This window comes from Pseudoalteromonas sp. KJ63-1 (genome assembly GCF_055808145.1).
Genome location: NZ_JBVVRL010000002.1, coordinates 210,355 through 223,000, shown reverse-complemented (window position 1 = coordinate 223,000; position 12,646 = coordinate 210,355). Strand labels below are relative to the sequence as shown.

12 protein-coding genes are annotated in these 12,646 nt (G+C 37.2%); 8 read left to right on the top strand and 4 right to left on the bottom strand.

Annotated elements, in window-relative coordinates; genetic code table 11:
* Positions 1-6: 6 nt before the first annotated feature.
* Positions 7-684 (bottom strand): substrate-binding domain-containing protein, encoded by a 678-nt coding sequence (locus tag AC0L7Q_RS17460; protein ID WP_409426005.1) that lies wholly within the window; start codon positions 682-684, stop codon positions 7-9.
* A gap of 1,111 nt (positions 685-1,795) precedes the next feature.
* On the opposite strand from AC0L7Q_RS17460, the gene AC0L7Q_RS17455 reads away from it, so the two are divergent.
* The 5 genes from AC0L7Q_RS17455 to AC0L7Q_RS17435 all read left to right on the top strand — a co-directional run bounded on the left by AC0L7Q_RS17455 (position 1,796) and on the right by AC0L7Q_RS17435 (position 6,154).
* On the top strand, positions 1,796-2,896 hold the full coding sequence (locus AC0L7Q_RS17455) for an HNH endonuclease (protein WP_409426004.1): 1,101 nt from the start codon (positions 1,796-1,798) through the stop codon (positions 2,894-2,896).
* A gap of 38 nt (positions 2,897-2,934) precedes the next feature.
* On the top strand, positions 2,935-3,591 hold the full coding sequence (locus AC0L7Q_RS17450; RefSeq protein WP_409426003.1) for a hypothetical protein: 657 nt from the start codon (positions 2,935-2,937) through the stop codon (positions 3,589-3,591).
* A gap of 73 nt (positions 3,592-3,664) precedes the next feature.
* Positions 3,665-4,699, top strand: coding sequence for a hypothetical protein (locus AC0L7Q_RS17445; protein ID WP_409426002.1), 1,035 nt, complete (start codon positions 3,665-3,667; stop codon positions 4,697-4,699).
* 75 nt (positions 4,700-4,774) lie between these two features.
* Positions 4,775-5,671 carry a hypothetical protein gene (locus AC0L7Q_RS17440; RefSeq protein WP_409426001.1) on the top strand — a complete coding sequence of 299 codons (897 nt, stop codon included), beginning with the start codon at positions 4,775-4,777 and terminating at the stop codon, positions 5,669-5,671.
* A gap of 129 nt (positions 5,672-5,800) precedes the next feature.
* The gene (locus tag AC0L7Q_RS17435; protein ID WP_409426000.1) at positions 5,801-6,154 is read left to right on the top strand and encodes a hypothetical protein; all 354 of its coding nucleotides are present in this window, start codon (positions 5,801-5,803) and stop codon (positions 6,152-6,154) included.
* A gap of 260 nt (positions 6,155-6,414) precedes the next feature.
* On the opposite strand, the gene AC0L7Q_RS17430 is transcribed toward AC0L7Q_RS17435, so the two are convergent.
* Positions 6,415-7,455: a methionine synthase gene (locus AC0L7Q_RS17430; RefSeq protein WP_413403348.1), complete on the bottom strand. Its 1,041-nt coding sequence runs from the start codon at positions 7,453-7,455 to the stop codon at positions 6,415-6,417.
* Between the two features lie 31 nt (positions 7,456-7,486).
* A complete protein-coding gene (locus AC0L7Q_RS17425) occupies positions 7,487-8,461 on the bottom strand; it encodes a DUF1852 domain-containing protein (RefSeq protein ID WP_413403346.1) in 975 nt (324 codons plus the stop codon).
* A 445-nt stretch (positions 8,462-8,906) separates the two neighbouring features.
* On the opposite strand from AC0L7Q_RS17425, the gene AC0L7Q_RS17420 reads away from it, so the two are divergent.
* Positions 8,907-9,716, top strand: a complete 810-nt coding sequence (locus AC0L7Q_RS17420) for a sulfite exporter TauE/SafE family protein (RefSeq protein WP_409425997.1) — start codon at positions 8,907-8,909, stop codon at positions 9,714-9,716.
* 161 nt (positions 9,717-9,877) lie between these two features.
* Here the strand turns inward: AC0L7Q_RS17420 and nhaR are convergent, their stop codons facing one another.
* Positions 9,878-10,771 carry a transcriptional activator NhaR gene (gene nhaR, locus AC0L7Q_RS17415; RefSeq protein ID WP_409425996.1) on the bottom strand — a complete coding sequence of 298 codons (894 nt, stop codon included), beginning with the start codon at positions 10,769-10,771 and terminating at the stop codon, positions 9,878-9,880.
* 109 nt (positions 10,772-10,880) lie between these two features.
* Here nhaR and AC0L7Q_RS17410 point away from each other — a divergent pair, with 109 nt between their 5' ends.
* Together AC0L7Q_RS17410 and AC0L7Q_RS17405 are read left to right on the top strand one after the other, a co-directional pair.
* Positions 10,881-11,192, top strand: a complete 312-nt coding sequence (locus AC0L7Q_RS17410) for a hypothetical protein (protein WP_198522557.1) — start codon at positions 10,881-10,883, stop codon at positions 11,190-11,192.
* Positions 11,193-11,670: 478 nt separating this feature from the next.
* Positions 11,671-12,546 (top strand): alpha/beta hydrolase, encoded by an 876-nt coding sequence (locus AC0L7Q_RS17405; protein ID WP_418157364.1) that lies wholly within the window; start codon positions 11,671-11,673, stop codon positions 12,544-12,546.
* Positions 12,547-12,646: the final 100 nt, after the last annotated feature.

Sequence of the window (12,646 nt, the reverse complement as noted above, 5' to 3'; positions counted from 1 at the left end):
CTTGCTCTAACGAGGCCCCCTTTTTCCTAAACTATAAAGAGGGCAGCGGTTATACTCGCTCCAGCCATTTTCACCCGACAAGCGCTGACTACTTTGCCCAGAAAGCGCAAACCTAACACCTGCAATTCTTTTATTTAAGTTTGGTGAAGTAGGATGACCAGATTGAATACAAATACGCTTATTTTCTTCACTTACTAAATTCTTTAATTGATTGCCTAACGCAACACCAAAGTCAAAATTATCAGTGCCAACGTAAGCGAGCCTGTACTGGTGATCTTTTGCTAATAAGTCTGAGTCAAAAGTAATAACAGGAATGTTTCTTTCAAATAAATCTTTAAGGGCTCTCTCTACCAAATAATCAGAATCTGATATTGAAACTAATAAACCATCAATCCCACTTTTCATCATGTCATTAATAATTAAAGCTTGGGTTCGAATATCTTGATAATCATCAGGCCCATCATATTTACAGGTAACGTCAGGCTGTGACTTTGCAAACTCGGTACACCCTTTGTACGCCTGAATATAAAAGCTATCGTTTTTAGTTTTTCCTACTATGCCAATGACAAATTGAGCATTTGCAAAAAATGGCAAACACAGCAGCACAAAAAATAATGAAAACGATATTTTAGGTTTGTAAATAGAACAAGAGCTGTAAATAAACTTGGGTTTAATAAAAAACAACGACTAGTATCCTTAATTAAAACGGCATTAATTACAAATTGATATATCAGAATAGCACTTCAAAACAATATAGCGACCCCATTGAATATAACTTAAAAAACCAAAAAATAATCCTTAATCACAGTGCTTTTATACAAGGCTATAGCAATAGTAATTTTTTGCTAAACAAACAGCTTAGCATTCAGTTGAATGCTGTAAACCCCCCGTTACGATTTGATTAAAAATACCGCATGGTGTGGTGGCTTTTGATCAAGTAATAAATCAGCAGCGCCTTCAAATCCAAAACATTCGTATTGTTTTAGAATGGATAAAAGGGTTGTTGAATTTATAAGTGCTATTTAGAAGTTTAACTAAGTAATAGCTAAAAGTAGGGGGTTACTGGTTTACCTTGTTGCTTTAGACTTTGCCTAATAGGCAAAATAAGGATAACGGGTCAGTCAATAAATTTGATGTCTGTAGTCAAGATTTAACCCTTATGTGTTCCAATTAGAATCTAGGCTGAGTCTGATTAAAAAATTAGGGTGGATGTCTAGTTTATTTGTATTTTGCAACGAATGAAATAATTCGAAAAAGTTAGCTGCCTTGGTTGCTGCATCAAATCAATGAGTTAACCTGCTTAACTGCTCAGGCTAATAGCGGCTGTGCGAGCAAAAAATATCCTTGCTTAACGGTTAAACATTAGGTTTAATGGATAAATAATGAACACTGAGTGACGCAGGGAAAGCTTAAATTATAATTGGTCAGCTTATTAAATTAGCTGATTTAGCTTAGATGATAAAAAGCCTTTCTTTTATATAAAAGTCCATAGCATAAACAACACCAACTCTGACACACCGAGCAGGTAGCGCCTCAGTCCAACAAGCGATTATGCAACACAAACTGCGTGTCGCATAAATACTAAAGTGTTAAGGCTCAAATGTACTCTGAGAGAATAAGTTATGAATAATAAATGGGAGTACTATTTCCACACATTAAATGGTGGATTTAAGCTTCATATTGAAGCTAATAATGACCAGAGTTTACAAGCCTTATATGAGCTTCATTCGATTTTTTTGAAATTAAAGATAATCGGTTTGTTTACGATAGTGAGATTCATTACGTAACAATGAAAATGAAAGAAGAAGTTAGGTTATATACAAAGATATATCGAAAAATAATACCACAAATCAACCAGCTGAATAGTGCGATATCTAAAATGAAGTGTGGAGAGGGGTTTGTTTTATTGAGTAAAGAGGCAAGCTCTACAGTAGAAGAATTGAGAATTTTTGAAGCAGTATTGTCAAGCAACTCGCTTTCAATACCTGAACTTGACAATCTTAGTGATGATGCTCTTAGTGGATTTAAAAAACAAATTAATGACTATCGATTTTTTAGTCCTAGAACTGATATAAGGAATCTGATTGGGCCGCCTAGAAGGCAGGATCGCAAGTGTAGATTTTGTGGTAAAACATTTGCCAATGGAGCAAAATTTAAAAAAATTGCTCATGCAATTCCTGAGAGCCTTGGTAATAAAAACATCATTTGTGCTGAGGAGTGTGATTCATGTAATGAGTTTTTTGGAACTACCTATGAAAAGTCGTTAGTTGAGTTTTTTAACTTTTTTAGAGTAATTGATGGTGTTAAGTCTAAAGAAGGTTTTCCTCTAGTTAAATATAAAAATGGCTATGCATTTCATCGTGGTGGAATTTCTCAAGTCTATTCAGAGAATATCATTCAAAACGAAGATGGCAGTGAATCAATAAAGTTGAAGTCAAACGAGTATTACAGTGAAAACTACTTTTATAAAGCTCTATGTAAAATGGCATTGTCTGTAATAGATACTAAAGAATTAACATCACTACAATTAACATTAGATTGGTTAAATGATGAAAATAATTCAGGTACTGACCTACCGCTTGTAGGCTCGATGATCAAAGCTGAATTTTATGTCAGAGAGCCTAGAATCACTGTCATAACAAGGATAAAGGATAATTTGGAGACGCCCCATGTAATGGCTGAACTCAAAGTTGGTTACTATAACTTCTTGTTCATTTTACCTTATTCTAATAAGGACAAAGTTAAGTATTGTACAGAAAGCCAACTTGCGAATTTATTCAAAGTTTTCCCTCAATTTTCTCCTGACGTTGGTTGGGGGTATAAGTCATATGTAAACAATACAATGAAAAAAATTAAGCTTTCAGTTGATTTGAATTTTCAACGAGGTGAGCCTTAACAAGCACTTTAAACGGAACATAAAAGGATTTTAGAAAAATGATTAGTGACTTAAGTCTAAGTAAGAATGTTCAGTTTTATGAACTAAATAAAGCACTCACCAAAAAATCTATTGAAGATACATTTAAAGAGATCTCTAAAGAGCGTGTAGGAAATTACCTTTTTAACGAGCCTAAAATAAACTATACAACGGCCTCGGGTAATCAAGTCATATACTCTATTGTTTCATATAAAATAGAAGCAGAGCCTTCGTTTTTAGCCGGTACTTTGGTTAAAGAACAAAAATACGCTTATCTGTTATTAATAGAATGTGATGATGCTTTAGCTATTTTGAAAAAATATGTTGATTCACCTGATAAATACTTTTCTTCTTTTATAGACGAGTTTGATTATGAAAAATTCTGTCATTTTCACGGTGATAAAAAACCAGAGTATGAAAGAGTTACCATGAAAAACATGAGTATATCAAATGCTGTCATTAGATCCCGTTCATTAGAAGCTAAAAGCTTGAATGGTATTATCTCATCTAATTCGTCTAGCAGATCAATCCCAAGCAACTTTAGAATGAAAGTCGGAGAAGACTCATACACTCTAACACCAAGTACTTCTAGAGTTAGTCATAGGGATAAAAAATCAGCATTTGGTGGTCTAATCGACTGGGTTATTGAAATTAAAGAGGAAATAAAAAAACACTAATCAAAGTGAGTTTCTTAGTAATTTTGCCTCCCCTATCTGTTTGAAGGATATTATAGATTTAGGTCATCAAGTCGTGGCTATTCTCATAGATTTGACTGAAATAGAAACTAAGGTTTTAAATGGTGTAGCTGTTTTAAGTAAAGCTGATGGTATTCAATTGAATAGCGGGGAAATTAATAGGCTTTTTAATCAATTAAAATCTCCTATTTTAGTTGATGGTAATTTAATGAAGGTGAAAGGCTCCACTTTAGCGGGCAAAGTATCATATTCAAAAAACTTAATTACAATTAGAAATAAACTTCTTGATAGTATTTCAGTGACTGAGAATGGTTCTGATAGCTATTCTATAGGTAGGTATATAAATAAAGAAAAGCCATTTTCTGCTGTATTCGACTCACCAAATTATTCATATTATTCAAAGTCATGCTTTGAAGATAAACACTTAGTAAATAACATTCAGTCAATACTCAATATTTTTGATGATAGTTATAACTTTAATGGCATCCGTAGTGAGAAAGAAAAACCGCATGCAGCCAATTTAACTAGGTTTCCTGCTAACTCTCTATTTAGGAAAGTAGAAGATCAATATTGTGTATCCCATAATATTGTTATCTGTGATGATATGAATGACGAATGGTCTGATCATATTGCTATAGATAGTAATAGCGCTATTCCATCAATCTCTTTTATCCACTCTAAATTTACTAAGAAAGATACATATGGTGCTAGTGCTTTTCATGACGTAGTAGCTCAAGCACTAAAAAACATTGGCCGAACTCAAGCAGAAAAGCAACTGTTTAAGAATAAATATGATAATGAGTGGCACAAGAATTTTGAAAGCACCAATATTAGTAGGGTTACAGGTGCTCAGAATTGGCAAGATTTAGAAGTAGCTCTCGACGCTATAAATCAAAACCCTAACTCTATAAAAAAAATTGTACTTGCAACCCCTTTTCTAAGTAAGGCTAAATTAACAAGAGAATTAAACAAATTAGCTTTGGGTCAAAAATGTAAGCCACATTATGTGCAGTTAATCTGGCTTATAAATACGTTTATAAGTTCATGCAAAGATTTTGGAGTCCAAGCTCATATACTTTGTAAACCATAGCCAATTTGCGCCTCTGGCGCCGGAAGCAGCAAAGCTGCGCTGGTTATTGAGGTGTTATAACTACTAGTAGGAATTATGATTAAATTCACATTGATAGAAAACTCATTAGATTCCATAGAGCAGGGTTTGCAGTTTCTAACTAAAGCAGAAAATGATAAGTGTAACAGTGCATATAAACATGCGTTATTGTGTTTGTTTCAGGGAGCGGAGTTAATACTCAAAGAAGTTTTAGTATTAATCGATCCAATTACAATCTTTGATAAGAACTCACTTTTCAAGCATTGTGCAAGTCCACTTAATCCCACAATGGATGAACTGTATAAATGTAAGTCAATAGATATTCGTGGTATTGGTCAAGAACTACGAAAGCACTACCCTGTAGTTTTTTTAAAGAACAATATTAAAGTCTTGGATAGGTCTGCAATCGAACGAAATAAAATCCAACATTTTGCAATTGAAGTTTCACCTGAAGACCTAACAAAAAATCTGATTGAGCTTTATTTAAAAGTGATAAAGCCAGCGTTTGAAATAGTACAAGCAGGCTCTTATAATGTAGAGCAAAATGGGATAACTCTAGACACAATCAATGAAAGGGTCTTTAAGTTTGAAAATTCGTTTTTAAACGTAAAAATCGGAGAGGATTTTTATATCGGAATGTGCCCGTCCTGCGAGAAACATCATCACTTTATAATTTATGAAGGTGAATCTTACCCAATTTATACATACTGTATATCTTGTGATTATGAGCTCTCAGACATAAAGATATTATCCACGGAATACCATATTTGCCCAGAGTGTGGAGCACCTTCATTGGTTTACGACGAAACTAACCAAGCCGGAGTTTGTTTGTGGCGTAAATGCTACTACTGTCAGGAAGGTGGATTTGTTGACATGGAACCTTGTGATTCTTGCAGTGGTTATTTGATAGAAGGTCATTGTGAAAACTGCACTCTGGAGGAATCGTTGTTATGAAAAACAGTTTAAGAGGGATTCAGCACGCGTGGCATTTTTGGTATACGATGATTTCGCTGTTGAAGTGCCATCCAGATGCTTAGTCATTGCGTACTTCTCCCCAACTGAGCGCCATAAGATAAGAAATATATGCATCAGATTAAGCACTCAGCAAGTCCATATCTTTATAAGATTGTATTAGATAGTGAATATAAATTATCTGACGCGGACATAAATAAATTTAAGAAGAGGGCGAATCAAGGTGTCGCTGTTTATGGCTTCACTCCCAATATTATAATAATTTCTAATTCGCATTATGCATACTGGGACTCCATTTCATTGTTTGCAAAAGCTATGGACACAGGTAAGTTAGCTATTTGTAGTAATGATAATTTAGATGATGTTATTAAAAATATCTCTACTGAATTTGCACCTATTAATATAAAGCAGTTTGGTAAGAACAATATTATAGACTGCAATAAGTGGGTTACCTCCAAAGTTTAGTTTACAGCAAATAGCCATGGTGCCAGCTTATGCAATTGACACTTTCCACTCAATAAATAATACATAGCGCCTCGGTTAAATTTAATTAATAATTTTGGATTTCGTTATCTCCCAAACTAACACTCAACTAACTTAAGACCTAACTCCTAACACCTTTTGCCTTTAACCTCGTTGTGTAAACCCCCGTTACATTTTGATTAAAAAAGCCACACTTCAACATTTTTTAAGGTGTGGCTTTTTTCAGCAGCTGTAACTAAAAATTAAGCGACATTCGCTGCTAATAGCTCGTTACGTACTAGCTCTGCGCCTTTGCTAAGAGCGTTGAGTTTGCCGTTTGCGATGTCGCGCGGCAGGGGAGCCATGCCGCAGTTGGTGCAGGGGTAGAGTTTGTCGGCATCTACATATTTAAGTGCTTCGCGTAGGGTTTTGGCCACCTCTTCAGGGGTTTCTATGGTATTGGTGGCTACATCGATTGCGCCCACCATTATTTTTTTACCGCGCACCAGTTCGAGTAGCTCTATGGGTACATGTGAGTTTTGGCATTCGAGCGAAATAATATCAATATTCGATTTTTGCAGCTTAGGGAATACTTCTTCGTATTGTCGCCACTCGGTACCGAGGGTTTTCTTCCAATCGGTGTTGGCTTTAATGCCGTAGCCATAGCAAATATGCACGGCGGTTTCGCATTTTAGCCCCTCTATTGCTCGCTCTAGGCAGGCTATGCCCCAGTCGTTTACCTCGTCAAAAAATACGTTAAAAGCGGGTTCGTCAAATTGAATTATATCAACCCCTGCGGCTTCTAGCTCTTTGGCTTCTTGGTTGAGTATTTTAGCAAATTCCCATGCTAGTTTTTCACGGCTTTTATAGTGATCGTCATACAGGGTGTCGATCATGGTCATTGGCCCTGGCAGTGCCCATTTAATTGGTTGGCTGGTTTGCTGGCGTAAAAACTTGGCGTCTTCAACAAATACCGATTTAGTGCGAGACACAGGGCCAACCACTGTGGGTACGCTGGCGTCGTAACGGTCGCGAATTTTAACTGTTTTACGGTTTTCAAAATCAACGCCATTTAAGTGCTCAATAAAAGTGGTTACAAAGTGCTGGCGGGTTTGTTCGCCATCGCTGACTATATCTACGCCTGCGGTTTGTTGCTCGTGCAGGGAAATACGCAGGGCGTCGTGTTTGCCATCAACCAGCTCGCTACCTTTTAATTTCCACGGTGACCATAAGGTTTCGGGCTCAGCAAGCCATGACGGTTTTGGCAAGCTGCCTGCTGATGATGTAGGTAATAGTTTGTTCATAATAAATGCTGCCTTTAATTTTGTTGTGTGATTAAGCGATACTTGCTGAGAACTGCTGCAGTACTGACTGATAAGGCTTAATAAAGTGCTGCTCGGTAAATTTGCCTTGCTCAACCGCTAATTGACCTCGCTCTGCGCGGTCATACACAATTTGCGTTAACGAATGGTCGTCATTTTTTAGATTAGGTTTATAACGGCTACCAGCGGCGGCATTAGCGTTATAAATTTCTGGACGATAAATTTTTTGAAACGTTTCCATGGTGCTAATGGTGCTAATTAGCTCAAGGTTGCTGTAGTCGTTAAGTAGGTCACCAAAAAAGTAAAACGCTAACGGTGCAACGCTATTTGGTGGCATAAAGTAGCGCACTTGTAAGCCCATTTTTTTAAAATATTGCTCTGTTAACGACGACTCATTAGGCTGATACTCTACGCCTAAAATAGGGTGTAAGTTTTCGGTTTGCTGATAGGTTTTGTTATCAGACACGCTTAAACAAATAACCGGTGGCTTTTTAAAGTGCTGTTTATAGGTATTTGAGTTTACAAAGCATTTAAACAACTTGCCGTGTAAGTCACCAAAGTTATCGGGAATGCTAAATTGCGGTTTGCTTTTGTTATGCTCAAGCAATAACACGCTAAAGTCGTAGTCGCGCACATACGATGAAAAGTTATTACCCACCATGCCTTCAATTCGCTCGTTGGTTTGGTGGTCAATAATATTGGTTTTTAATACCTCAATTGACGGAAATGCCTGGCCACTGCCTGCAATGTCTAAATCGACCGAAATGATCTTGAGCTCAACCTCGTAACGATCCCCTTGTGGGTTATCCCAACTGGCCAATGCATTAAAGCGGTTGTTGATCATTTTTAGGGTATTACGCAGGTTTTGTTGGCGGCTTTCACCCCTTGCTAAATTAGCGAAGTTGGTCGTAATACGTGTGTTATTTGACGGATGGTAGTTTTCATCCAAGTTAGTGCTTTTAATCGTAAATGTAAGATCAGTGCTCATAGCCGTATCCTTTCAATTTGAGTTGTTACTGCTTTTATCAATGACACATTACTTGCTGTTAAAACCAAACTAACGGGATAACTGTAATGGTGCTGTGCAGAGTTAATAAATTTATACGCGGTATGTAGCATGAAGAAAAACGGTATTATTTCAGGTAAAACATGAGCCATATTCACTCTCTTACTAAGTTGAATGAATAAATTAGGCTAGTAGACGCTCCCACTCAGACAAAACCCGCTTTAGAAGTCTAGATTTCTAGATGTTTTTACGGGTATTGTAATTTATTCATACAAAACGTGAGTATTATTCAATGCTTATAGGCACTTAAAGTGCCATTTGCATAAACGGTTGTTGATATACTCGAATAAACTTAGGTGAGCTTAAGCACTTTATTAAGCAGTTCGCCGTCGCAGAACTTTCCACAACATAAGAAGAGACAAAAGGAATGAGTGATTTAATAGTGTTAATTATATACTGCGCCATATTAGGTAGCGGTGTTGGTTTTTTAGCAGGCTTATTAGGAATAGGGGGTGGGCTGGTGATTGTGCCCATACTCAGCATGATATTACTGCACTTTAATGCTTTGCCACCTGAACAAGTAGTGGTGGTTGCCATTGCGACCTCGCTGGCCTCTATTTTATTTACCTCGACCTCGTCGGCTATTGCGCATCATAAAAATGGTAATGTACCCTGGGATATTGCACCTTGGGTGATGGCAGGCGTTGCCTTTGGTGCGCTTATTAGTGGCTTTATGGCTGCGCTGTTACCTGAGCATGTAGTGCGTTTGGTGTTTGCTGTAAGCGTGGTGCTAATTGCACTTAAAATGATTTTTTCTGGTAAGAATGATTCAGCAATAGCACGCCCGTTACCAAACAAAGGGCTGCTGAGTGTTTATACGACCATAACCGGTGGCTTGTCTGCCATGATAGGTATTGGCGGCGGGGCAGTATTAGTGCCGTTACTGACGTTTTTTTCTGTTGATATGAAAAAAGCCATAGGCTGCGCCTCGGCCTCAGGCATTGTGATAGCCCTGTTTGGTTCAATGGGTTATATCAGCTCAGGCAGCCAGTTATTTAGCCTAAAACAAGGATTTGCAGGCTTTGTGTATTTGCCCGCTTTATTGGGTATTGTATGCACCTCATGGTTTACCGCACCACTCGGCGCTAAAGCCACCCATTATTTGCCAGTTTCAACCATAAAGAAAATATTTGCCGGCTTATTAATTGTAATGGCAATCAATATGTTTACTCGATAAGAGCATTTATATGAGCCTTAAAAAGACGCGGCATAAAGCCGCTGCTACCGTATTAGCTACTAGTAGCAGCGGGTTTATGCCGCGTAGAGGTTAAATAATAGCTTTTAGCCCCCGTAACCCGACGCCCGTACCCCGTCAATCTTAAGGCGATTAACTAAAATCTACGACATTTGCGCGTGCTTTATAAATTCGTCATAAATACTGTCTTTAATGAGCCTGTCGGGTGTAAACGCATAATAATGCTGATAAACATTATCTATTGTACCAATGTAATTAACGTCGTAATGGCGCTCTACTTCGGCTCTTACCAAAATAGGCGCAGGGAATATGCCAAACCCTTGCTCACCGAGCGACTTCATTAATGCGCTGTCGTCAACATGGCCTGCTATTGTCATTTCAATGTCTTGCTCTTGTAGCCAATAATAAATAGCACGTGCGACGGGGCTTTCTTTTGCGGGGAGTACTAAAGGTTTATTGTTTAAAGACTGCGGAAACTGCTTATGTAATTGAGAATGCCATGTTTTGTTACCAAAAAGAGCGATTTGGCTTTTGCCTATTTCATGGCAAAACGCCTTAAATGGCAAGGTAGTATCGAGTGGTTTATCGGCTAACACTAAGTCGAGCTTATGAATCGCCATTTGTGCCAGCAGCTCATTTTGTTGGCCGTCAATACAGTGTAAGTTTGTAATACGGTCGTTATTAATTAAAGGCGCTAGCCACTTCGACACCAATGATTTAGGCAACACATCTGAAATACCCACCTTTAACGTTCGTGAATAGTGCGTGGTATCACCTTGCGTGGTTTCTAGCCATTCGTGAGCAATAGCAAACATATCATTGGTGTATTGCTGGGTTACATGGCCAAATTCCGTTAACTGTAGGCCTCGGCCTTGGCGAACAAACAGTGGTTTTCCTAATCGTTGCTCTAAGTTAGTAATTTGCGAGCTGACCGTTTGCGGCGTTAAATTAAGTATTTTACTCGCCGCAGCAATACTGCCGTGCTTACTTACCTGCCAAAAATAATATAAATGATTGTAGTTGATGTTGGTAATCATTCGAAAATACCTGTTTTAAAGTAAGAAATAATCAGCTTTTTCCTTTGCCACTAAGTTAGTAGATTACAGTCATGCCTGCAACATAGTTACTATTAAAAGGTGTAATTGCATGAAGCTAAAACTTACAGTTAAAAACAAGATAATTAACGCAAGTGAAAAGATGTCGCTTTTGAAGTTGATAAAAAGCCAATTGGCAAAACATGCTTTAAATATTCGTAAAGTTGAGATTCAAATAAATGATCTTTCAAGTGAGCGCCACGGCACTTTGCAGCAATGTAAAATTAATATTCTTTTGCCTGGGCTACCCAGTATTAATGTAAATACAAAGGGAAGAAGTATGCTGCAAGCGATAAAGCGGGCACTTAAAAATTTACAACACATTCTCGTTAATAAGTATCAACCTTCGCAACCAAGCTCTTAATATCGCACTTGTAGTAGCAAGGATGCTACTTTTTTAATGCCTCTCTAATTCCAAGCTATGTTTAGTTTTAAACAATTCAATTATTACCATTGAGCCTTTAGCGCATTGCTATTGAGCGAAGCCGCCTTTCCCTTGTTGGGTTTCGTTACACTCTACCTAACCTTTGCTTTTTAAACCCTCGTACTATTTTGATTAAAAAGAGAGTGAAATTTCAGCCCCTAAATCCATAAAACTTAGATAAAAAAGTAACTCAAAGTCGTAACTAAGCACTAAATTTGGGTTTTTATTAATAAGCAAGTGTCTACCTAATGCCAAACAGATTTATTTACTTGAGAAAATTGAGGTGGATAGAAGATACTGTTAAGGTACTTTGAAATAATAAAAAATGCCTAACTAACGGCTAAAACCTCCTCCATCTCATAGGACGTTATCTGCTTAATTAAAGTGTTGATGTTCAAGTTTAACTAATGAAGCGAAAATGGAAAATTTCACCAAACTATTAGCAATTACACTTTATATATTTTCTTTGTCTGGCTGTACTTCAATTGGAAGTTACGTCATGTCAAACCCCGGTATCTATCTTTCTGAAGCACAGTTTATAAAAGCAAAACCTAGCGACATTGGCTTTAAAAAACAAAAATTTTGCTCTTTTAGCACCACTCAATGCATTACATATCTGACTGCTGAACCTTATCAAGCAGCCGAATTTTCGCAAGAGAGTTCTGTTTATTACAACCTTCATGCAACTGGTAATAATGTAGAAAATACAATTTCACACAGAATGACACCAGATACATTTAATCGTTTTGAAGGCACTGCTTTATTACTTCATGGTTATGGGGGCAGTAAAGAAGCAATGATGGCTTCAGCTATCTATTTTAGAGCGCTTGGTATGAACGTTATTATTCCAGATCTTTTTGGCCATGGTGAATCAACTGAAGCATTTGTATTTGCAACAAAAGAGCACGGCATTTTAAATGAACTGCTTGCTGAACCATTTTTAAATCAAACAAATAACCAGACTGTTGTAGTCGGCCATTCTATGGGAGCACTTACTGCAAGCAACTTATTATCATCAGAATATGTTGACGCTGCTATTTTACTTGCCCCAATGATGAGTTTTGAGGTTGCAGCTAAGGAGTACTTACCTTATAAATCGCCTTTGCTTAGTCATTTTTTTCATAGCGAGATTGATAATATTGTTAACCAAGCAATGTTTGAGGCAGGAGTAACCATTCAAGAAACAAATTTATTGCCTAAATTGTCTGAGACTAAAAAGCCTGTATTGTTAATTAACTCAGATGTTGACTCTCTATCCCCCCGGCTTACTTTTCATCTATACAAAATGAGTTAGTAAAAAAAATAACTTTTAATGCTCGCTCTCATTCAAGTTTAATGGTGTTTGATCGTGATGATGTTATCGAAATTGAAAAATGGCTAATAACATGGTGAGC

What these genes read in the sequence shown, in the direction of transcription:
- AC0L7Q_RS17450 (WP_409426003.1), top strand. Translation starts at nt 2,935, where the DNA reads ATGATTAGTGACTTAAGTCTAAGTAAGAATGTTCAGTTTTATGAACTA.
- AC0L7Q_RS17420 (WP_409425997.1), top strand. Translation starts at nt 8,907, where the DNA reads ATGAGTGATTTAATAGTGTTAATTATATACTGCGCCATATTAGGTAGC.
- AC0L7Q_RS17425 (WP_413403346.1), bottom strand. Translation starts at nt 8,461, where the DNA reads ATGAGCACTGATCTTACATTTACGATTAAAAGCACTAACTTGGATGAA.
- AC0L7Q_RS17455 (WP_409426004.1), top strand. Translation starts at nt 1,796, where the DNA reads ATGAAAGAAGAAGTTAGGTTATATACAAAGATATATCGAAAAATAATA.
- nhaR (WP_409425996.1), bottom strand. Translation starts at nt 10,771, where the DNA reads ATGATTACCAACATCAACTACAATCATTTATATTATTTTTGGCAGGTA.
- AC0L7Q_RS17440 (WP_409426001.1), top strand. Translation starts at nt 4,775, where the DNA reads ATGATTAAATTCACATTGATAGAAAACTCATTAGATTCCATAGAGCAG.
- AC0L7Q_RS17435 (WP_409426000.1), top strand. Translation starts at nt 5,801, where the DNA reads ATGCATCAGATTAAGCACTCAGCAAGTCCATATCTTTATAAGATTGTA.
- AC0L7Q_RS17430 (WP_413403348.1), bottom strand. Translation starts at nt 7,455, where the DNA reads ATGAACAAACTATTACCTACATCATCAGCAGGCAGCTTGCCAAAACCG.
- AC0L7Q_RS17410 (WP_198522557.1), top strand. Translation starts at nt 10,881, where the DNA reads ATGAAGCTAAAACTTACAGTTAAAAACAAGATAATTAACGCAAGTGAA.
- AC0L7Q_RS17405 (WP_418157364.1), top strand. Translation starts at nt 11,671, where the DNA reads ATGGAAAATTTCACCAAACTATTAGCAATTACACTTTATATATTTTCT.